Source organism: Ignavibacteria bacterium (assembly GCA_036262055.1).
Lineage (GTDB): Bacteria > Bacteroidota > Ignavibacteria > Tepidaquicellales > Tepidaquicellaceae > DATAJP01.
In genome coordinates this window covers 120,945-144,574 of the sequence record DATAJP010000004.1, presented here as the reverse complement: position 1 = coordinate 144,574, position 23,630 = coordinate 120,945, and the positions used below count along the sequence as shown (strand labels likewise).

At 35.9% G+C, this 23,630-nt stretch carries 16 protein-coding genes and 1 tRNA gene; 15 read left to right on the top strand and 2 right to left on the bottom strand.

The features are described from left to right. Both VHP32_12905 and VHP32_12900 read left to right on the top strand, forming a co-directional pair. Nucleotides 1–430, top strand: a 430-nt coding sequence (locus VHP32_12905) for a hypothetical protein (protein ID HEX2788787.1), incomplete at its 5' end; no start/stop codon positions are given. A gap of 280 nt (nt 431–710) precedes the next feature. Further along, nucleotides 711–784, top strand: a tRNA-Met gene (locus VHP32_12900). 90 nt (nt 785–874) lie between these two features. On the opposite strand, the gene VHP32_12895 is transcribed toward VHP32_12900, so the two are convergent. Next, nucleotides 875–1,942, bottom strand: a complete 1,068-nt coding sequence (locus VHP32_12895) for a BMP family ABC transporter substrate-binding protein (protein HEX2788786.1) — start codon at nt 1,940–1,942, stop codon at nt 875–877. A 288-nt stretch (nt 1,943–2,230) separates the two neighbouring features. Here VHP32_12895 and VHP32_12890 point away from each other — a divergent pair, with 288 nt between their 5' ends. From VHP32_12890 to VHP32_12845, 10 genes are all read left to right on the top strand, one after another. Beyond that, nucleotides 2,231–2,872 (top strand): TetR/AcrR family transcriptional regulator, encoded by a 642-nt coding sequence (locus tag VHP32_12890; protein HEX2788785.1) that lies wholly within the window; start codon nt 2,231–2,233, stop codon nt 2,870–2,872. A 1-nt stretch (nt 2,873) separates the two neighbouring features. Beyond that, complete coding sequence (locus VHP32_12885) at nt 2,874–4,193, top strand: TolC family protein (GenBank protein ID HEX2788784.1); 1,320 nt, start codon at nt 2,874–2,876, stop codon at nt 4,191–4,193. Between the two features lie 25 nt (nt 4,194–4,218). Further along, nucleotides 4,219–5,292 (top strand): efflux RND transporter periplasmic adaptor subunit, encoded by a 1,074-nt coding sequence (locus VHP32_12880; protein HEX2788783.1) that lies wholly within the window; start codon nt 4,219–4,221, stop codon nt 5,290–5,292. A 76-nt stretch (nt 5,293–5,368) separates the two neighbouring features. Beyond that, on the top strand, nt 5,369–8,563 hold the full coding sequence (locus VHP32_12875) for an efflux RND transporter permease subunit (GenBank protein ID HEX2788782.1): 3,195 nt from the start codon (nt 5,369–5,371) through the stop codon (nt 8,561–8,563). A 150-nt stretch (nt 8,564–8,713) separates the two neighbouring features. Continuing rightward, nucleotides 8,714–10,339 carry a T9SS type A sorting domain-containing protein gene (locus VHP32_12870; protein ID HEX2788781.1) on the top strand — a complete coding sequence of 542 codons (1,626 nt, stop codon included), beginning with the start codon at nt 8,714–8,716 and terminating at the stop codon, nt 10,337–10,339. 16 nt (nt 10,340–10,355) lie between these two features. After that, nucleotides 10,356–11,981, top strand: coding sequence for a T9SS type A sorting domain-containing protein (locus VHP32_12865; GenBank protein ID HEX2788780.1), 1,626 nt, complete (start codon nt 10,356–10,358; stop codon nt 11,979–11,981). A 46-nt stretch (nt 11,982–12,027) separates the two neighbouring features. After that, the gene (locus VHP32_12860) at nt 12,028–14,490 is read left to right on the top strand and encodes a T9SS type A sorting domain-containing protein (GenBank protein ID HEX2788779.1); all 2,463 of its coding nucleotides are present in this window, start codon (nt 12,028–12,030) and stop codon (nt 14,488–14,490) included. A gap of 344 nt (nt 14,491–14,834) precedes the next feature. Further along, entirely contained in the window at nt 14,835–15,485 is a 651-nt protein-coding gene (locus VHP32_12855; GenBank protein HEX2788778.1) for a 50S ribosomal protein L25, read from the top strand. A 54-nt stretch (nt 15,486–15,539) separates the two neighbouring features. After that, entirely contained in the window at nt 15,540–16,109 is a 570-nt protein-coding gene (gene pth / locus VHP32_12850) for an aminoacyl-tRNA hydrolase (GenBank protein ID HEX2788777.1), read from the top strand. Nucleotides 16,110–16,175: 66 nt separating this feature from the next. After that, complete coding sequence (locus VHP32_12845) at nt 16,176–18,575, top strand: sodium-translocating pyrophosphatase (GenBank protein HEX2788776.1); 2,400 nt, start codon at nt 16,176–16,178, stop codon at nt 18,573–18,575. Nucleotides 18,576–18,854: 279 nt separating this feature from the next. Here VHP32_12845 and VHP32_12840 read toward each other — a convergent pair whose 3' ends face one another. Continuing rightward, nucleotides 18,855–19,679, bottom strand: coding sequence for a GNAT family N-acetyltransferase (locus VHP32_12840; GenBank protein HEX2788775.1), 825 nt, complete (start codon nt 19,677–19,679; stop codon nt 18,855–18,857). 112 nt (nt 19,680–19,791) lie between these two features. On the opposite strand from VHP32_12840, the gene rsmG reads away from it, so the two are divergent. The 3 genes from rsmG to VHP32_12825 all read left to right on the top strand — a co-directional run bounded on the left by rsmG (nt 19,792) and on the right by VHP32_12825 (nt 23,373). Beyond that, on the top strand, nt 19,792–20,436 hold the full coding sequence (gene rsmG, locus VHP32_12835; protein HEX2788774.1) for a 16S rRNA (guanine(527)-N(7))-methyltransferase RsmG: 645 nt from the start codon (nt 19,792–19,794) through the stop codon (nt 20,434–20,436). Then, nucleotides 20,436–22,811 (top strand): DUF5686 family protein, encoded by a 2,376-nt coding sequence (locus tag VHP32_12830; GenBank protein ID HEX2788773.1) that lies wholly within the window; start codon nt 20,436–20,438, stop codon nt 22,809–22,811. The genes rsmG and VHP32_12830 overlap by 1 nt, the downstream gene beginning before the upstream one ends. Nucleotides 22,812–22,905: 94 nt before the next feature. Continuing rightward, nucleotides 22,906–23,373, top strand: a complete 468-nt coding sequence (locus VHP32_12825) for a DUF4783 domain-containing protein (GenBank protein HEX2788772.1) — start codon at nt 22,906–22,908, stop codon at nt 23,371–23,373. The last annotated feature ends 257 nt before the right edge of the window (nt 23,374–23,630 follow it).

The following is a 23,630-nucleotide window of genomic DNA, read 5'->3' as shown; positions in this document are numbered from 1 at the left end:
CAATACGATGCTTATGGTAACTTCTACAAACAGCAAAGACAACAGACCGATGGACTCAACTCATTATTCTTTGGTCGATTTCACCATAAGGGAAGATATTTTCTTTAAGAAAATTCCGGGATTGTCGCTTTCAGCTTCCGTCTCATATAACGCAAAAAATGCCGCAAATGATAAATCAAACATAACAGGTTTTGATTTATCGGCGAGCTATACCTTGTTTGATATCTGGACAAATTCTCTTGGATTCAATTTCACAAAAGAAACAGGAAGAAACAAAAAAATGACTCTGTCATTTACTTCAGGTGTACCAGTGTGGCTTTTAGGTGATTTTTTCCTGACCGCCGAACAAAGTTTTTACAGAGAAGAGTTATTCAGATACGGAAACAAAGATGAATTTATTGTAACTGCAGGATTGTCGAAAAGTTTTTAAATAAAAACTCCGTTCAGTATAAAAAAAGAGCTTATGAATACGAGTGCCATAAAAAAAGTAAAAAATTTAGATGTTGTAAGAGAATCAAATTTAAACTTGGCACTTTATTTAAAAGCGGAACAAGAAATAGAAAGAAAAGAAATTAATAGATTTATTCTAATTTTCATAATCTGTATATTATAAGAATTAATAAAATTAAAACTTAATTAAAATAATTTGTTCAAGATTGATAAAGATTTAAGTTTATTATTATTGTTTTTTCATTAGGTTAATCATTTCTGCCGGAGTAGCTCAGCTGGTTAGAGCGTCGGAATCATAATCCGTAGGTCGGGGGTTCAAGTCCCTCCTCCGGTACAACAAAAAAGCCGCTTTTTGCGGCTTTTTTGTTTCATATCATATGAGCCAAAATACCTATATGATGGTTCACTTTATTGCGACATCTAATTAATCCGTCAGTTCGGTTATTCCTTTTACAAAATAATTCATATTTAATAGCTGAGTGTCGTTTAAAGAGTGTCCTGCCTGGTTGACAAGATTTCCGTTTGAATCATATATTTCTCCGTAAAATAACTTATAGGGTTGTTCATCAATTAAAGATTTCTGCATTGCTATAAAATCCCAATCGATTCTGTCTGCATAATTATAAACTTTTGTTACATCAACTCCTCCTTTATCAAATCCCCAGAAAAGCTGCTGATTAATAGAATTCCCCTTTAGTATTTGGTTGGCGGCATAAATTGTAAATACATCCCAATTCCAAATTGCACTTGATACAATATTGTCCGGAGCAAACTCTTTAGAATCTGAATTGTATCCGAAAACAGGAATGTTCATTTCAGCACCAACCTGACAGGGAACGGGGCTATCCATCTGATGCGCAATAACATCAGCTCCGTTTGTGATTATCTCAAGAGTTGTTTTTCTTTCGGCATCGGAATTATTCCAGCTGCCGACAAATTTTGTGATAACCTGAATATCCGGTTTTACTTTTTGCGCTCCGATTGTGAAGGCGTTCAAACCGCGATACACTTCGGGAATTTTTACAGGTGAAACATAACCAATCTTTCCGTTTTTAGAAACCATTGCTGACATCATACCAAGAAGATATTCGGACTCATACATTCTACCCATGTATGTTCCCATATTCGGAGCAGTCATATATCCCGAGCAGTTCATAAAATATTTATCAGGATTTGCAAGAGCCATCGCATAAGTCGGTCCCATAAAATTAAAACTGGTTGTAAAAATCAAATTACATCCCTGTTTCAGTAAACTATCTATTGAATTTATTACTGTTACGCTGTCGGCAGTTTCCATAACTTCGACATAAAGCGCATCATTAACGAGCCCTGATTCGAGCAGTGCAATACGAGAAAGTTCGTGTTCATATGTCCATGTATTAAATGGTGTAAGCTTGTTAAGGTATATAAACCCTGCTTTCAGATTTGTCTGAGCTTGCATTAAATTGATATTTAATAATAATATAATATAAGGAAGTATAAATTTTTTCATGATTTTTGGATTTTCATAATTTTGGGGAATTAAAATTTATTTTCAAAGTAATTTTATAGTAAGTTTTCATTCTTCATAATGAAAAAGTAATGAAATCTTAACATTTGGTACCTTGATATTAAAATCTATTATTATTAAATTGGAAACTATAATAGTTTTTTTAGTTTCCTTTTCCTAAAAATACTTTGAAAATATGTGAAACTTTTTGAAACGGAAACCGAATACACTATCATAGTTTCCAATTTTATTTAATTAATCATTACATTTTAAGCCTTAATAATCAGCACAATGGACTTTTTTTCATATTTAGAAAATACTGACAGGAATAAGATATTGGTATTTTGTCATAACAAATTCGTGAATGAAGGATTTTATAAAACTTCAATGGATGAAATTGCTCAGGAACTCGGCGTGAGCAAAAAAACCATTTATAAATATTTTGATTCTAAAGACACTTTAATAAATGATGTTTGCACACTGCGCATCGAGACGATGAAAAAATATATAGATGAGATAATTAATTCCGACGATGACTGCATAGTAAAGTTTGAAAAAATAGGCGACCTTCATGCAAACTTTACAAAAAATTGCGCTGCGTCATACATAAAAGATGTTAAAACTCATGCTCCTCATCTTAATAAGAGATTTGAAGAATTCGGAAAAGAAACTTCCTTCAGGGTTTTCAGCAAACTTTTAAATCAGGGGAAGAAAGAAAAACTTATATCAGAAGATTACCCCAATAATATGGTGATAGAAATTTTCAGCTCTGCAATGCAGAGAGTATGTTCACCTGATTTTTTAATTAACAACGGTTTTACAATGAAAGAAGCGTTTGAATATGTCGTTGACATTATATTCACTGGCTTTCTTACATCAGAAGGAAAAAAACGATTTAAAAATAAATCCAAAAAAGTTTTACAAAACAATTAAAATGAAAAGACTATTAATTGCATTATTTCTTGTCTTGGGTATGTCATTAAGCTCAGGGGAATTTTTGCAGGCGCAAAACGTCAGAGTTCTTGATATTTATGAGGCGGTTTCAATTGCAAAAGAAAATAATCTTTCCATAAAACTTTCAAAGCTTAATGTCCAACAGGCAGAGTATAAAGTGAGTGAGGTTTACAGTGAAAACCTTGTTCCGAATCTGACGCTGACATCAAGATATACAAGAGCGTTCAAAAAACCAAAATTCATTATCTTTGGCGAGAGCTTTGAAGTCGGAACGGATAATTCACTCACAACTGCGCTTCAATTTCAGGAATCACTTCCTATTTTAGGAACTCCCGTGTTTTCAGGAATAAGGATAGCAGAATATTATACAAATTTGCAGGGTGAATTCCTCAATCAAAGCGAAATTGAAGTTAAAAGAAATGTAAAGCAAGCTTTTTATTCTGTGATGCTTGCAAAACAGGTATTGGTTTTGAACAATGAAATTCTTGCAAATGCATTGGAAAACTTCTCAGTGGTTGAAGCCAGATATAGAAATGGTGTAACAACGGAGTTTGATTATCTCAGGGCGAAGGTAAGAGTAGAAAATGTCAGACCGAATGTTTCGCAGTCAGAAAAAAATCTTGTCCTCGCAAAAAATAATCTGTCTAACATAATGGGCATTCCATCAGAACAACAGATTGACGTTGCCGGCGCACTTGTATATGACAGCACGGAAGTATATGGAACAACTCAGACATTAATTAATACCATAAGTGAAAGAAACGTTTTAGTCCGTCAGCTTCAGATAAGTAAAAAAATAAATGAAGAGCTTGTAAATGTAAATGAGGCAAATTATCTGCCGAAGCTTTCAGTTTTCGGAAATTATAATCTTGAAGCAAATGAAAACGATGATAAATCAATAAGTGAATATAAATTTAATAATTCCATTGCTGCAGGGTTGAGCTTAAGCTGGGATTTGAATCTGTTCAGAAATTCTTATAAGGTTCAACAGGCAGAAGTAGAAATCAAAAAGAATGAGATTCAGATAAATGATTTGAAGAGAAATCTCCGATTGCAAACAGAGAACGTGATTGTGCGCCTTGAAGATGCAAGGAATAGAATCAGGTCGCAGTATGCAACCGTTGGTGAAGCAGCCCGAGGACTTGAGCTTGCAAACATAAGCTACAGAAACGGTGTGATTACACAGATTGATGTTCTCGATGCAAACTTAATTTATAGTCAATCAAACCTGGCATATTTAAGCGCAATATATGATTATCTTGTTGCAAGAGCGGATTTGGAGGCACTGCTTGAGAAATAACATGAGAAGTAAAATGAAAAGTAGTATGAAAAATAATAAAATTTTATCTTTTACAAACAATAATATGAGAAAGCATATTTTAATCTTAACATTGGCAGTTTTTTCTTTAGGATTATATTCCTGCGGAGGAAACAGCAATTCTGAAGTAAAGCCTGAAAAAAAATTGACTCTGGTTAAAGTCAAAACTCTTGAGACGCAATACTTTGAAGAAAAATATTCAGTTGTCGGTGTTGTGAAGCCGTTTACTTCTGCAAAGCTGTCTTCTGAAGAGGGAGGTGTAATTACTTACCTTGGAGTTGATAAAGGAAGCAGGGTCGGAAGAGGACAGGTTGTCGTCCGTTTAAACAAGGATACTGATGTTGCTTCTTACGAGCAGTCAAAAGCACAGTATGAGCTTGCAAAGTCAACATTCGAGAGAATCGAGCGGTTATATAATGACAAGATTGCTACCGAGTCGCAATATACGGATGCAAAGCTTCAGCTTGATATTGCTGAGAGAACTCTAAATGTATTCAATGTAAGATTATCAAAGTCATATGTTACTTCACCGATAAGCGGTGTTGTTGATGCAAAATATATGAACATTGGTGAAATGACTGCGCCCGGCGCACCGATTTTGAATATTGTAGACATATCAAGAGTAAAAGTTACAGCAGGAATTCCTGAAAGATATTTGGGTAATATTACAAAAGGTGAGTCGGTAAAAATAACTTTTGACGTATTTCCAAATGAAGAATTCAGCGGAATCATAAATTTTGTATCTCCGGTTCTTAACCAGCTTAACAGAACTTATGAAGTTGAGGTAACGATACAGAATCCACAGGGAAGATTAAAACCTGAAATGTCTGCAAATCTTGCTTTTACTCTTTTGAAAGTTCCTAATGCAATCGTTCTTGAACAGGATTTGATTGTTGATAATGGTGACGAAAAGTTTGTGTTTGTTGTTGAAGGCAATGTTGCAAAGAAAAGAGTTCTGAAAGTCGGCGCTACGAACAATAACATGGCATACATAGAAAGCGGTTTAAATGCAGGAGACAGATTAGTTAATGTAGGATTTCAATATTTAGCTGATAATGATACGGTTGATGTTGCGCAGTAAAATTAATTAACGGAAGTCATTCCCGTGGAAAATGGGAATCTCGTTCTGTTCTAATAAAAAATAAAAGAAAGAGTTTATGAAATTCTTCAAGCTGTTACAGGAAAATAAAACAACGGTTTACATCCTCACAATCCTGATTGTGATAATTGGTATATTTTCTTATGCAGATTTACCAAGAGAATCGGCACCGTCCATCAAAATTCCATTTGTTTTTGTAACAACGGTTTATCCGGGTGTGTCGCCGCAGGATATTGAAAATCTTGTTACGGATAAAATAGAAAAAGAGATTAAGTCAATCAGCGGTGTGAAAAAAATCACATCTGTGTCGAGAGAAAGCTTTTCATCTATTTCGGTTGAGTTCAATCCCGATGTTTTAATTGATGATGCGATACAAAAAGTTCGCGATAAGGTTTCAATTGCAAAATCCGAAATGCCTAAAGACATCGAAGAGCCGAGCATAATGGAGATTAATTTCTCGGAGCTTCCTATGATGTATGTTAACCTTACGGGTAATGTCGGTTTGATTAAGCTGAAAGAAGTCGGTGATAAGCTTCAGGATAATATCGAGCAAATAAATGGTGTGCTTAGCGCAGAAGTAGTCGGTGGTCTTGAAAGGGAAGTACAGATTAATACCGATGCTAACAGATTGAAATATTATAATGTTAGTTTTAATGATTTGGTGAACGTAATTAGTGCTGAGAATTTAAATATTCCGGGCGGTTCTGTTGAAATCGGGCAATCAAGCTTCTTAATCAGAACTCCGGGTGAATACAGAGACCCGACAAAAATTGCAGACCTTGTTGTGAAATCAAAGGAAGGAATGCCGATATATGTCCGTGATGTTGCGCAGGTTGTTTACGGCTCAAAAGAGAGAACAACTTACTCACGCGAAAACGGAAAAGAAAGTGTTACCATAGTTGTAAAGAAAAGAAGCGGTGCTAATATTATTCAGATTGCTGATGCAGTGAAAGAAATTCTTAATACAAATGAAAATAATATTATCCCGCAGGGAATAACTGCAAGCATAACAGGAGATGAATCCGAGCATATTAAAGACACCGTGCATGAGCTTGAGAATGGCATCATTACCGGTGTAATTCTTGTTTGTATAATTTTATTCTTCTTTATGGGATTGAAAAATGCACTTTTGACGGCAACATCGATTCCTCTCTCATTTTTGATTTCGTTTTGTATTCTTAACATGATGGGTATCACATTAAACATCGTTGTGTTGTTTGCTCTTGTGCTTGTGCTTGGTATAATTGTGGATGATGCGATTGTGGTTATTGAGAATGTTTACCGTTTGCAGGAAAAAGAAGGGTATACTCCTCATGATGCGGCAATAGAAGCTCCGCGAGAAGTGGTCTTTCCGGTTACTATTGCTACGCTTACGATTATGGCGTCATTCTTCCCGTTATTATTTTTCCCGGGAATTGTCGGTGAGTTTATGAAATATTTGCCAATTACTTTGATTGTATGTCTTGCATCATCACTTTTTGTTGCGATGGTTATCAGCCCCATTCAGGCATCCATATTTATTAATTATAAACGCGACAAGGAACGTTCTGCAAAGAAAAAATTCCGACCTGTCGGGAAATTCCTTGAATGGTTCGATGAAAGATTCTTCGGTGTAGCTCTTCAAAAATATGAAAAAGTTGTTCGCTGGTCATTGCACCATAGAAAAACTTCCATTGGTGGTGTAATAATGTTATTATTAGTTGTGTTCTTCCTGTATGGCGGTCCTTTCAATACAGGTGTTGAGTTTTTTCCGGCAGTTGAACCAAAACAGGCAAACATAAATATTTCGCTTCCTGCAGGAACAGACATCAAAACCACAAATGATGTAACTAAAGGGATTGAAACTAAGCTTCCGCAGTTTGAAGATATAGAGTATTATGTGGCAAACGTCGGCTCATCTAATAATCCGATGGATTTTAGCGGAAGCGGTATTCCGAATAAAAGCACCATCACGCTTAACTTTTATGATAAACAAAACAGAAGCCAGAGCTCATTTGTAACAATTGATGAAGTCAGAGAGGCTGTTGGCAGAATTCCGGGAGCAGTACTTGAAATAAAAGAACAGCAAGGCGGTCCTCCGACAGGACCTCCTATCAACATTGAAATCGCGGGAGATGATTTTGAACTGCTTGGTGATTTAGCTGACCAGGTAATTCGTGAAATCAGGGATATTCCGGGAGCAGTAGATTTAAAAAGTAACTTTGATAAAGCTGTTCCTGAAATAAAGGTTATGGTTGACAGGGATAAAGCTGCGCTATACGGGTTAAGCACTGCATCAATCGGTATGACAATCAGAACTGCTGTTTATGGAACTGAAGCAAGTAAATATAGAGTCGGTGATGATGAGTATGATATTTCGGTCAGACTGGAAAAGGATCAGAAAAACAATACTGAGGACATTAAAAATCTTTACGTTAGCAATAAAGACGGTGTGAAAATTCCGCTCACGTCTGTTGCAAGGGTTGAATTCTCAGGCGGTATCGGTGCAATCAGCAGAAAAGATTTAAAACGAGTTGTAACAGTTACTGGTAACAATGAGAACAGAAATGCTAATGAAGTAATGCAGGAGATTCAGGCAAAATTAAAAGATTTCAAACTTCCTGACGGGTACACAATCAGTTATACGGGTCAACAGGAAGACCAGCAGGAGTCGTCTGCATTTTTAGGAAAAGCTTTTATGGTTGCGATACTTTTAGTTTACTTCCTTATGGTTGTTGAGTTTAACTCGGTGAGAACTCCATTGATAATTATGTTCACAATTTTGCTTTCATTGATCGGTGTATTGATTGGTTTGATGTTAACACAAACTCCGTTCGGTATAGTTATGACAGGTATCGGTGTAATTTCTCTTGCGGGTATTGTAGTAAGAAATGCAATTGTTCTTCTTGACTTCCAGCATGAGCTTATGAAGCGCGGTTTAAGCAGGGATGAATCTCTTGTTCAGGCAGGTGTTATCAGGTTGCGTCCGATATTCTTGACAGCTGCTGCCACTATACTTGGTATTATTCCTCTTGCAACGGGAGTTGATTTCGACTGGAGAACATTTTCATGGGTAATCGGCGGGGAGAACAGCGCATTCTGGAGACCGATGGGTGTTGCAATTATTTTCGGTCTTGTAGTATCAACATTCTTAACTCTTGTAATTATTCCGACTATTTATGCAGCGGTTGATGATACGTTTGCAAAAATATTTAAAAGAAAACCTAAGCAGATCGATACGGAAGTAGCAACAATCGGTCCGGACGGGATATAATTTTTAACGTTATTCGTAGAGACGCAACATTTTGCGTCTCTACATTTTTGTTACCTCCTTCTTCTTAACATTCCCAATTCACAAACACACAAAATTGTCTTTTGTAAAATAGATTATTCTTCATAGTTTTAATCAGTTAAAGCCAAAACTATGAAAAGAATAATATTTTTACTCGCATATTTAACCCTCTCTTTTCCGTTATTTGCACAAGTTATTCCAAGAACATGGCTCCAGCCAAATAACTTAAAAGCCGAATTCGGGTTGACCGGGATATTCAATCAAGGATTATCACCAAATACTGCGGGTTGTGAGTGGCCTATTGGTTCAGGAAATCATGTATGCTTTACTGCGGGATTAACAATTGCTGCTATGGTCAATGATTCGTTTGCGATGACAGCTGCAAGTTACAGAGGAGAATGGTCGCCGGGATATTATAATAATGGAGTTTATACAACTAACCCGTCTTTTAGATATTATTCTGTTAAAGTGGGAGATAATTGTTCCAATAATCCGGATTATGCCAACTGGGGATTGATGGTTCCTTACGGAGCTCCGTTCAAAGATGTAAATCAAAACGGTGTATATGACTGCGGAATTGACATACCCGGAATGCCAAATGCAAAACAAACCATATTTATTGTTGTATGTGACGGTGATGAATCACAACACAGCATAGGCGAAGGTTTCGGCGGTGGAGTATTAAAGCCGTTATTAAAATCACAGCTTGCAATAACTGCATGGGGTTATGATTATCCATCTGTCAACAATGCGCATTTCATAAAATATGAAATCACAAATAAAAGCAACAGTACGTGGAAGAAAACTTTTCTGGGTTTGTATTCAGACCCTGACATTGGAGATGCAACTGATGACTGGGGAGGATGTTCGCCGGAACTCGATTTGAGTTTTGCTTATAACAAAGACAATAATGACCCTGAATATGGAGTAAATCCTCCTGCATTTGGATTTGCCATTTTAAGGTCGCCATATGTTTTCAGAAACGGATATAATGACACGCTTGGGATGACTTCCTACAATCTTCTTTGGTGCAATGGTTCGGGCGGACCTGACTGCCAGAATATGCCAAATGGAGAACCGCTTGCTGCCTATAGATGCATGCAGGGTTTTAAAAAAGACGGAACACCGGTTTTAAATCCGCTAATAACAATAGGAACGAGAAAAACAAAATTCTGGTATTCAGGCGACCCTGAAACAAACACAGGATGGAATGCTTCTTACGGTTACATTCCTAACTGCGGAGGCGATACTACGATGACGACCATTTCTCATGCCGGCTGTGGAAGCGTTATGATGCTTATGAACACGGGAAGTGATTCGCTCGAGATTATTCCAAATCAAATAATTGAATATACAATTGCGCAGTTTGTTGAACGCGGAACTTCGAATTTGAATTCTGTTACTCTTCTGAAAAACAAAGTGAACAGCTTGAAAGATTTTTATAACTCGATTGCAAACAGCACTTCAATTTCTCATAACAATGAAATTATTATAAAAGATTATAAGCTTTATCAGAATTATCCAAACCCTTTCAACCCGGAGACAAAAATTAAATTCGACATTCCAAAAACATCACAAGTCCAGCTCGAAGTATTCGACATAAGCGGAAAGCTTATTGCAACGCTTGTAAATGAACAGCTTAACTCAGGACAATATACCATTGCATTCGACGCTTCAAAATTATCATCGGGGGTTTATATATACCGAATGAGAGCAGGTGAGGTTGTTTATTCAAATAAAATGCTTTTGTTGAAGTAATTTAAAAGATAAAATTATGAAAAGAATAATTTTAATACTCGCATATTTTATTTTTACTTTTCCTTTAGCGGCACAAATAGTCGTTGTTCAAAGAGTAAATCTGCAGGCAAATAATCTTAACGCAGTATTTCAGAACACCGGAATATTTAATCAAAATACTGCACTGCAAAATCAACCGGGTTGTGAATGGCCAATTGGCTCGGGAAATCATCTTTGCTTCACAACAGGATTGACAATGGCAGCGATGATAAACGATTCTCTTGCATATACATGCGCTTCATACAGAGGAGAATATGCTCCGGGAACGGTGGTTAATGGGGTTTATTATACAAATTCGACTTTCAAAATTTATTCTGTCAAAGCCGGTGATAACTGCTCAAACAATCCTGATTATGCAAATTGGGGTTTAATGGTTCCATATGGTGCGCCATTTAAAGATGTAAATCAAAACGGAACATATGAATGCGGGATTGACATTCCGGGAATGCCTGATGCAAAGCAAACTTTTTTTATGTGTCTTACAGATGCAAACATTTCTCAACACAGTACCGGCGAAGGATTCGGCGGGGGAGTAACCAAACCGTTGTTTAAATCACAAGTTGCAATAACAGGATGGGGATATAATTATGCTACGGTAAATAATGCGCAGTTCATAAAATATGTCATTACTAATAAAAATAATGTCTCATGGAAGAAAACTCATTTAGGATTATTCTCCGACCCTGATATTGGGGATTCAGATGATGATATGCTTGGTTGTTCGCCTGAACTTGATTTAGGATATGCATACAATGCCGATAATCATGATGCTGATTATGGCGCTAATCCTCCTGCGTTTGGATTTGTAATATTAAGGTCGCCGTTTATATGGAGAAACGGAGCTCAGGATACGCTAGGACTAACTTCTTTCATGCCTTTGTTCAGAAATGGAGGGGGTGCGCCTCCTTGTGTGGTTGAAAGTGTTTTATCACCGCAGGCGTATAATTATATGAGAGGATTTAAAAATGATGGAACACCATGGATGGAACACAACTCTACTCCATTAACTCCGACACGTTATTTGTTTCCGGGTGACCCTGAAACTCAAACGGGCTGGACGTACAACAAAGGAATTACAATTGATTGTCAGGGAGGTACTCCGGTTATTTATAATTCGCTTCCAGGATATGACGTAAAAATGATAATGAATACGGGAAGTGATTCATTGGATGTATTGCCTAACCAGAAAATTGAATATACAGTAGCGCAGTTTGTTGAACGCGGAACGTCGAACTTAAATTCTGTAACACTACTAAAAAACCGCGCAGCAAGCTTAAAGACCTTTTACAATCTCGTTGCAGGCAGTGTTTCAATTTCACATAGCAATGAAATTATTATAAAAGATTATAAGCTTTATCAGAATTATCCAAACCCTTTCAACCCGGAGACAAACATTAAATTCGATATTCCAAAAACATCAAATGTCCAGCTTGAAGTATTCGACATAAGCGGAAAGCTTGTTGCAGCACTTGTAAATGAACAACTTAACTCAGGACAATATACAATTAAGTTCGATGCAGGCGGCTTGTCCTCAGGGATTTATGTTTATCGAATGAGAACAGGTGATGTTGTTTATTCAAATAAAATGCTTTTGTTAAAGTAAAAAAGGCAAAAGGCAAAAGGTAAAAGAGAAAAGGGAAAAGGCAAAAATGAAAACGTTATTAATTTTTATATTAGCTATTATATCTTCCAATGCAATGTCACAGACGGTTTATACTTATTATCCGATAAATTTGAATACGGCAGTGAATTTGAATGGAGCGAATCAAAACATTATTATAGGAGATAATGGATTAATATTTATCAAAGATTATAATGGATGGAATCAAGTAAATTCTGGAACAACAGAAAATTTAAATTGGATAAATCGAACAAGGCTTCTTCTAGCAGGTAATAATGGAGTAATTTTAAGAGGTGGGGGAGCTAATTGGGTAAGAATTTATACAAATGGTTTTAATTCAAATCTCAATGGAGTTGAAATTGCTGCATCTTCTTATCCTCTTCCAAATTCAATTAAATTCATTGCTATTGGTGATAACGGAATGATAATAAGTTCTTCAAATCAGGGTGTTAGTTGGTCGCAAATCAACAGCAATACAACAGAAAATCTTAATTCATTTTCTTCGTTAGGTACTAATTCCTTTACAAATCATATCTGGATTGCGGCAAACGGAGGTAACATAATCCGTTCGACAGATGCCGGTTCAACATGGACAAAAATTTATACGGGAAGTAATCACAATTTATATTCAGTTCATTTCAAAGATACTGCAAACGGAATAACGGTTGGTGAACACGGAATCATAAAGCGGAGTTATGACGGAGGGCAAACATGGAGCAACATTCCGTCTCCTGTTACTACTACTTTGAAGTGCATTGCCGGAACTTTAAATTCATCCTTTTTAAAAATTGCGGGAGATAATGGTGTGATTTTAAAATCGACTGATTTCGGAATAACATTTACGAGAGACTCAACGGGATTTAATACAAACCTAAATTCGATTTATAACATAGATACTAATTTGTCGATAGTAACGGGAAATAACGGCAAAGCATATCAAAGGCAGATAGATTCCCTGTATCTGCCCTGGTCAACAATATCGGGAAATAATGTTAGAGTTTATATTTCGAACAGAGGCGTCATAGGTCAAAATACTTTATATCAGAATTCTCCGGGGTTTGAATGGCCGGTTGGCTCAGGAAATCATTTAAACTTTACAAGCGGGATTACAATTGCTGCCAAGTATCTTGGCGCGTTGAGAATGGCTTGTGTATCATTCAAAGGTGAGTATAAACCCGGTTATACAGTTTCAGGAAGCTTTGCAACTGATAACAGATTTAAATTTTACAAAGTAAAAAAATTAGATGTCGCAGGTTCGAGTTATGATTATGACAACTGGAGATTGATGACGCCTTATGGAGCTCCGTTTGTGGATGTGAATCATAACGGAATCTTCAATCCGGGTATTGACAAACCCGGAATTCAAGGGGCGGCTGAAACGGTTTTCATTGCGCTTTCGGATTCAGACCCAACATCGCATACTGTAGGGGAAGGTTTTGGAGGCGGCACACAGCCGCTTTATTGTGATTTGAGGTTAACTTTGTGGACTTATGATTTGCCTCAATTAAGAGACGCTGTATTTATTAAATATAGATTTATAAATAAAAGCAATGTTCAGTGGACTAATGTTCACTTCGGAAATTTCTTTGACCCTGATATTGGTGATGCGACTGATGATTATATAGGATGTGATACAACAAGAAGTTTAGGGTTTGCATATAATGCTGATAATCAGGATCCGGATTATGGGGCTAATCCGCCTGCGTTCGGAAATATGTTTTTAAAAACACCTCAAAGTTTTGGAATGAATTCTTATGCTACGGTTTTTAAATCCTCATCTTCGGGAATGCCTTTCTGTGTATTGGAATCTCATGGTGAGCCAATTCCTACTTATAATTTTATAAGAGGGTATAAAAAAGATAATACACCATGGATGCTTCATCGTTCAAACCCTTTAACACCAATAAGATATTTGTTTTCGGGTGATCCCGAAATGAACTCCGGGTGGACAATGGGAAAGGGTATAACCGTTGATTGCGGAGGAGTTAATCCTGCAATTTTTGATACAATATATGGCGGTGATAAAAGAATGCTTATGAATACAGGTTCAGAAAATTTTTATATGAACCCGAATGATACTGTTGAGATTGTTACCGTGCAGTTTGCGGCGAGAGGAAGCTCGAACCTGAACTCTGTAACGAGATTAAAACAGCTTGCTGATTCCATAAGAACGATTTATGAAAGCGGGTTCTCTGTCGGCATAAATCCGATTTCACAGATTGTCCCAGATAAATTTTCTCTGTATCAGAACTATCCTAACCCTTTTAATCCTATTACGAAAATAAAATTTGATGTTCCGAAAAAATCTTTTGTGATTCTTGAAGTTTTTGATGTAAGCGGAAGATTGATTTCGACTTTGTTGAAAGAAGAAATTTCATCAGGGCAATATGAAGTCCCGTTTGATGCAAATAATCTTTCATCGGGAGTTTATTTTTATAGATTGAGAACAGATGCAGTTATGATTTCAAAGAAGATGCTTCTTCTTAAGTAAGAGGTGAGAGGCAAAAGGTGAGAAGTGAGAGGTGAAGGTAAAAAAAGCAAAAAAGTATAAGGACTGGGATTCCCGCTTTCGCGGGAATGACTTCCTGCATAAAATTATAATTAACCCTCAAATTTGTGAAAAAAGATAGATTTTTAAGTTTTGTTATGGCATATCCATCGGATTATGTTCATTTAAAATAAAAAAGTTAACGCCACCCCGCCGGGTTGATTAATTTCCAAAACTACCAAATTTTGTTGCCATTCAGGAATTTTTGCTGATTTTTAACCTCAAATTCCATTGAAAATTATAATAAAAATCGATATTTTTAGGATTGTTTAAAATAAGGCAAACCTATGTCAGAATCATCATTAAAAGCCGTTAAAAGAACAACCGGCAAGCAATCACTTATCACGGATATCAAGAAATCAGGAATGATTCCGGGAGTTTTTTATGGTCATGGAGTTAAAGAAAATCTCAATATCGCTGCAAAAGAACTCGACCTTAAGCCATTCATCTATACATCTGAATCTCACGTAATAGATTTAGCAATCGAAGGTGATAACACTAAATATAGCTGCATCATAAAAGATGTTCAGTTTGACCCTGTAAAATATAAACCTATACATTTTGATTTAATTGCGCTCAGCGATGAAAATACAATCGACCTTGAAATTCCCGTTCACCTTGTCGGAACTCCGACCGGTGTAAGAGACGAAGGCGGTTTATTACAACATTTTATTCATAAATTGGAAATTCAGTGTTTGCCAAAACACATTCCTTCGAATATCGAATTGAATGTAGAAGGACTGCATATGAATGAATCGATTAAAGTTGGCGACATTAAGCTTGAGAACATAAAAATCTTGAATGATGAAAATGCTTCTGTTGTTGGCGTTGTTCCACCGCAAGTTCAGAAGGAAGAAACTCCTGCTGAAGGTTTAGCAACTGATGAAACCAAAGAACCTGAAGTAGTAGCAAAAGGCAAAAAAGACAAAGAAGAATAATTTTATTTCATTTAGTTCAATATTTTAGTGCAAAGTTCTTTAAGATTTGAATAAATGAAACTGATAGTCGGTCTTGGAAATCCCGGTAATAAATACGCGCTCAACCGTCATAATATTGGGTTTATATTGGTTGATTATATTGCTGATGTGGAAAACTTAAGCTTCAAACCGGGAAAAGGCGAGTATTATTTTGCCGAAGGAAATAATTTTTACTTACTAAAGCCAACGTCATTCATGAATAACAGCGGGATTCCTGTTAGCGAGTTCATGGAGGCGTTTGAAATAAAACCGGAAGATGTTCTGATTGTTCTTGATGATTTTCAACTGCCTCTTGGCACGATTAGAGTAAGACCATCCGGCAGTGACGGTGGACAGAATGGACTGGCTGACATAATTTACCGCCTGAATACAGATGAGATTCCAAGAATGAGGATTGGGATAGGTGAAGACAAACCGCCGGTGAAAGATGATTTTGTAAATTTTGTTCTTGAAAACTTCTCAAAAGAAGAAATAGAAGTCATAAAAAAACTACTTCCCACATATAAAGATTGTATCTTTTCGTTTATCAACGACGGTGTTTTAAAAACAATGAATTTATTTAATAAAAATTTTTTAATTGATTAATCAAATGATTTTTCTCTGCTTCATTTTGAAGGAAGCAAAGAAAAATTATTAACATTAATAGAAAAAATGAAAAAAATACTCGGACTGCTTTTTTTCTTGTTGATTCCGGCAGCTTCATTCGCCAGCGAAGCTGACCTTGTAATTCCGGAATTAACTGCTGACCAGAACCAGTTATTGTATTACGGTATCGTAATATGTATTCTTGGTTTACTTTTTGGTCTCTACCAATTTTTTCAGGTTAAAAAACTTCCTGCGCACAAATCAATGCTTGACGTTGCGCAGATAATTTTTGAAACCTGTAAAACCTATCTTATTCAGCAGGGTAAATTCCTTATAATCCTGTTTGTTTTCATCGGAATATGTATCGGATTTTATTTCGGTTACCTTTCAGGACAATCTGTAGGCGGTGTTGCATTAATCCTGATGTGGACGGTTATCGGTATTCTCGGTTCTTACGGAGTTGCCTGGTTTGGAATCAGAATGAACACTCTTGCAAACAGCCGTATGGCATTTGCATCGCTTCAAAAAAATCCTATTAAGCTTCTGAACATTCCGCTTAATGCAGGTATGAGCATCGGAGTTCTTTTGATTTGCGTTGAGCTTATCATGATGATTATAATCTTCTTGTTTGTTCCTCGTGAGTTTGCAGGAGCAAGCTTCATAGGTTTTGCAATCGGTGAGTCTCTTGGCGCATCAGCGCTCAGAATTGCGGGCGGTATCTTCACAAAGATTGCAGATATCGGTTCTGACCTTATGAAAGTTGTTTTCAAGATTAAAGAAGATGACCCGAGAAACCCTGGTGTTATCGCTGACTGTACAGGTGATAATGCAGGTGACAGCGTTGGTCCGACTGCAGACGGTTTTGAAACTTACGGTGTAACGGGTGTTGCTCTTATTAGCTTTATAGTGCTTGCGGTTGCAGGAGTTGAACTTCAGGCAACGTTGCTTGTGTGGATTTTTGTTATGCGTATCCTCATGATTTTAACTTCCATCGGTGCTTATTACATAAATAAAGTTATTTCAAATGCAAGATTTTCAGGTAAAGAAACTATTGATTTTGAAAAGCCGTTGACTTCACTTGTATGGATTACGTCTATCCTTTCAATAATAGTTACATTCATCGCAAGTTATTTATTAATCGGCGACCAGCCAAATGATTTGTGGATAACGTTATCGGTAATTATAAGCTGCGGAACATTAGGCGCGGCGCTTATTCCCGAATTTACAAAAATATTTACATCACCTAAATCAAAGCACGTTAATGAAGTTGTTACAGCATCAAAAGAAGGCGGCGCTTCATTGACCATTCTTTCAGGTCTTGTTGCAGGTAATTTCAGTGCTTTCTGGCAGGGAATGGTGTTTTTTGTTCTGATGTTCGTTGCTTATGTAGCTTCAAACGGAATTAATATTGCGGGAAGTGAAATTATGATTTATCCTGCAATCTTCTCATTCGGTCTTGTTGCATTTGGTATGCTTGGAATGGGACCTGTAACGATTGCTGTCGATAGCTATGGTCCTGTAACTGATAATGCTCAGTCAATTTATGAGCTTTCACTTATAGAAGAAAACAAAGAAGAGAACGAAAGACAAATTCAGAATGAGTTTGGTTTCAAACCTGACTGGGAAAGGGCTAAGCTTTATCTCGAAGAAAACGATGGCGCAGGGAATACATTCAAGGCAACTGCAAAACCGGTGCTTATCGGAACTGCGGTTGTAGGCGCTACAACAATGATATTTTCATTGATTCTTGTTCTTCAAAATGTCCTTGGCGTTCAGCCGGAATCTATATTAAACTTACTTAATCCATATTCCATTTTAGGATTCCTTTGCGGAGGCGCAGTGATTTATTGGTTCACAGGTGCTTCTACACAGGCAGTAACTACAGGCGCATACAGCGCAGTTGAGTATATCAAGAGGAATATTAACCTCGATGAGAATGCTTCATTGAGCGCTTCAACCGAGAAATCAAAACAGGTTGTTCAGATTTGTACAGAGTATGCGCAAAAAGGTATGTATAATATTTTCATAGCAGTTTTCTCTTTTGCTCTTGCATTCGCTTTCATGTCTTCTCCTGGATTTGATGCTGCTGCTCCTGCATTCTTCGTAAGCTACTTATTGTCTATTGCATTCTTCGGTTTGTTTCAGGCAATCTTTATGGCAAACGCAGGCGGTGCATGGGATAATGCAAAGAAAGTTGTTGAAGTTGACTTGAGAGAAAAAGGAACTCCATTACACGATGCTACCGTTATCGGTGATACAGTCGGTGACCCGTTCAAAGATACTTCATCTGTTGCGTTGAACCCGATTATTAAGTTCACGACATTGTTCGGACTTCTTGCGATGGAAATTGCAATTGTTCCTGACTTCCAGGCGGCGGCTCCTTATGTTGGAGTGGTATTCTTGCTTGTAGCTCTATACTTTGTATGGAGGTCATTCTTTAAAATGAGAATTGTAAAGGCAGTGTAAGGTTATAAGGTATTTAACAAAATTAAAGCCCGTTTTGAGAAATCAAAACGGGCTTTTTTGTTTTAGTTACTAATGTTTGTCATTCCCGCGCAGGCGGGAATCTAGGCAAAGATGATATGAGAAATAAAAATGTTATTATGCAAACGAGACGAGAAAGTATTATTTCTCATAAAAATTCTTGATGGACTAAAATAAATCTTTTGAATCTTTATTCTTTGGATTCCCGCCTACGCGGGAATGACAAAATTGCAATTTTATAATCAGTGTAAAAAAGCAGTATCACCCTAACTCAAACGTAGTTACTCCGAAAATTTTGCCGGTTTCCTGATTTAAAAAACCATTCTTATACATTCGTGCTGTTTCAAAGACATATTTGCGGACATATTTTTTTGCAAGCTCTAATCCCATTTTATTTGCTTCGGGAACATCGAGATAAACGGTATTTCCCGTCGCATAGTCTGCGAGTGCCAGATAAATTTTTTCTGCAATAACGAAATCATCGGCAAACAACGGACCGATTTTGAATCCGTTGCGGCAGTGGCGAATTAATCCGTAACCAACGACTTTATCATTTTTGTCTTTGCGCATAATTCCGCACGCATAAGTTCCTTCCATGTTCAACCAGCAGTTTAAAAAAGTTTTACGATTATATTTCACAATGTGATTATCGTATTCAAAAATTTTTTCAAATGGAATATTTTTTATATCAAGTATTTCGCTTTCGCGTGCACCTCTTACATCTTGTTCTTCGAAACGAAACTGGTTAAATGCTTTTACGTAGCCATGGCTTTCATAGCTTGCTTGCTGTGCAACCACACCGTCCAACCCCGAGCAGATATCTTTCAGATAATCAGAAGCGACCTGCCAGATTTTATGACCATAACCGTGACCTCTGAATTCGTTTTTGACAATATAAAAACCAATAAAACCGAACTCATTTCCATATTTTACAGCAGAAATCGTTGAAATCGGCTCACCGTCAAGTTCACCGATAAAAAATCCATTCGGGTCGGTCTGATAAAAGCAATCAGCATCTTTCAAGCCGGGATTCCATCCTTCCTGAGCAGCCCATTCTATTGCAATGTCAAGGTCTTTACGTGTCATATTTCTGATTACATAATCCTGCATTTTGAATTTAATTAGATTAATAAATAATATAGCTTGAAACTATATTATTATACAAAATTCAAATTTTATTTAAAATTAACTTTTGTTAATGGAGCTTCTTCGTTCTTTTTTAAATGATGAATTGGGATTTAATAATGTTGATGACAAAATCGGACAATTCAAACAATATGAAAAATTAGTTTTTGAGTGGAATGATAAAATAAATCTTGTAAGCAGAAAAACGGAATCTATTGAAAAATACATTATCGGTTCGATTTATTTTCTTAAAGATTATCCATTGAAAGGTAATGAAAAAATTGTCGATGTCGGCACAGGCGGGGGACTACCGGGAATTCCTTTGAAACTATTATATCCTGAATTGGATTTATTGCTTATAGATTCCATTGCAAAGAAAATTAATGCTGTGAGGGACATGATAAATCGTCTCAGTTTGACTAAAATTGATGCAATAACAGGACGTGCTGAAGATTTTGCAGATTTTCTGAAGTACGAGGGAAAATTCGATTATGTGACTGCAAAAGCGGTGACAACTCTGGCGAATTTATATAAATTTTCGCACAAATTTTTGAAACTTTCGGGTAAATTTTTGTGTCTAAAAGGTGGCGATTTAGCTGAAGAGCTGAACGAGCTTTCAAAAAAATATCCTGAAGTTCAACATAAAATAATTGATTTTTCTTTTCCTGAAAAATACGGTTTAATTGAAAAAAAACTTGTAATTTTACAAAAAGACTGATGATAAAATTTTACTTGTTTTGTTTAATTCTAATTCCGCAATTAGTTTTTTCGCAAACATACCAGCTTACAGGCAAAGTCTTCGATAATAATTATAATGCTTCTTTAGCTTTTGTTACACTCAAAGTTGATGGATCTAATTTTGTTACTACTTCAGATGAAGAAGGAAAATACAAGTTTGTTTTGCCTCCGGGTTATTATAAAATATTTGTGTCGCACATAGGATATTTTACGGATTCAATTTATGTTAATCTTGAAGAAAGTGATGCTGAGAGAGACATTTATCTGCGTCAATCTGAAATTTTAACTGAAGAAATAGTCGTTAGCGGTGAAGACCCCGCCTATGAAATTATACGAAACGCAATCAGGTATAAAAATCAATTTAATAAAAATCTGAAAGAATATAATTATAATGCTTATTCCAAGCTGGTGCTTTGGTCGAACCAAATGTCGGTTAAAGATACATTAATTCAAAATAAAGACACCAGCAAAAACGGTTTAGGCATTGTCGCAATTCTTGAATCCGAAACGGAAGGATTTTTTAAAAAACCTGATTTATATAAAGAAGTTATTAAGGCAAAAAAAGAAACTGCGAACACAAGACAGGGAGTAGCACTGCCGTTCATAGTAAATTTTTATGAGAATACTATTGATTTAGAGCAGGTGAAAGTCCCGGGACCTCTGAGCGATGATGCATTTGATAATTATGACTACAGATTGCTCGGAACGACATTTATGGATTCGCTCCCGATTTTTAAAATTGAAATGAAAAATAATTCCGAGGTTGTGCCGCAATTTTACGGAACATTATACATAGCTGACAGCATTTTTTCCTTAATGAAAATAGATTTGAACGTTAACAATGCTGCCAAGCTCAGATTTTTTGATGCAATAAATTTTAAGCAAAAATTTTCACAGTTTAAAGATGCAAATAATAATGTTTACTGGCTTCCCACAGATAACCAGATTTACGGAAACGGTTCTTTGGCAGGTGTTGTGAAATTGAAAGCAGAAGTATTTTCTGTCGTAACGGATTATACGATTAATGTTCCTGCGCCTCCCGGAACTTTTGATAAGTATATCATTAAAGTTCTTCCTGATGCTAAGAAAGATTCTGCTTACTGGAGAGAAAACCAGATAATTGCCAATACACCTGAAGAAAATTATGCATATAAGGAAATAGAAAGAAATGAAAGAATGAAAGCAGGGCAAATCAATATAAGTCCGCTTTCGCTTACATATGGAAAATATATTTCAAGCGTTCCTATAAATTACTTCCATTTTAACCGTGTTGAAGGAACTTATCTTGGATTAAACGCGAATTATACTTCGGAAAAATTCAGAACATTTGTAAATGGAGAATTTGGTTATGGCTTATCGGATAAAAAAACAAAATACAGTTTGTCTTTCACAAACAGATTTCTTGCTGATAAATCACTTGTGCTTAACATAAGTTTATTCAGGGAGCTTGAACCTTTGAATTTTAATGTTGGCTCTATGGCAAGATTTTATAACTCATTCAGGGCTTTAATTGATAAGAAAGATGAATATGATTATTATTATGCATCGGGCTACCGTGTATCATTGAATGCCTCAACAATTCCACAACTAAGATTGGGTATAAGCTATCATCAGGAAAAGCAAACTTCAGCTTTTACAAATACTGATTATAGTTTCAGAAAGAGAGATGAAATTTCAAGAGCAAACCCGCCTATTAATGATGCATTTTTAAGAGCAGTAGGATTTTCACTGAGAATAGACCCGAATGAATATAAATATATTGACTGGGGGGATGACAACGAGTCGAGAATAAGGATGACGGATTTCCCAACACTACAATTTTCATATGAAAACTCATCGAAGAAACTTCAAAGCACTTATGATTTCAGAAAGTATTCTTTGCTTCTGCAGGGCAGGAATCAATTGACTTATTTTTTAAATATGACATACAAAGCCGGAATTACACACATGAGCGGAACAGTGCCATATCAAAGTCTTGCATATTTTAATGCAAACCCGGGCGGCATAAATGCGGCACTTAATTTTAAAGCTATGGACTATCAGGAATTTCTTGGGGACAGATTATATTACATTAATTTTGAAAATAATTTCGGTAAATTTTTCTGGGGGAATGTTCCGGTATTAAATAATCTAAATTTTATCGCTTTTTATAATGCAGGAAAGTCTGAAATCCGAAAGTCAAACTATGACCTTTCCATTTATAAAGGATTTTCAGCAACTGACGGTATATATCAGGAGGCGGGTGTTGGAGTAGGTGGCATTTTGGGCTTATTCCGGCTCGATTTTGCATGGAGATTAAATAATTTTAAAAAGGGTGAAAATTTCAGAATAGTGTTCTCATCTGATAATTTTTAGGATAATTTTTAAGTTTTTCGCTCATAAAAGCTAAATAACAAAGTTGATTTCTCATCATAATTTAAGTAATTTTTTGAAAAACAAAGGGTTTGTATTGAAGGGATTCTTTTACAGTTTAAGTTTTATTATTGTCTGTTTTTTATATCAGAGCGTTTCAGCTTCTGAATTAAATTGGAGAAAAGGCGATGAAGATAAGCTAAAGGATGAACGTCTTAAGAGCAGTATGTGCAAACAGACTTTCAAAGACATAGGTAAAGGTCTTATTGATAACAATGTTAGCTTAATCAGTATTTATTTCAATGAAGATGTATATTTAAATGTAATCGGATCGGATAAAGGATACTATAGCTCATCGCAAGCAGAACTCATTATTACGGATTTTTTTAATTTTTTTCGTATTTATTCATTCAAATATAAGCGTTCACACAGAAAAAATAATTTTGCATATGCAACAGGTGTTTATAAATACAACAAAGGAAGCGGAACAGTCGAGCTTGGAGTCACGATTTCACTGAAATATAATAATAATAAGTGGTATATATACCAATTAAACATTAATTAAAATAAAAAATATTTTATCAAATATTTTTGATAAGCGGTTAAAAGTTCTTATTTTAATCGCTTTTTTCATTATAGGTTGGATTCTGGCAATCAATATAATAACATCGGTTATTATCAATAAATCAGAATCCGGGTGGAATGATATTTCCTCGGAAAAAAATAATAAAAATATTTCGGATGTAAAGAATATTTTTAATGATTATAAAAATGAAATCGGAGATTTATCAAACCGCATCGTAAAAGACTCAATTGTTATTA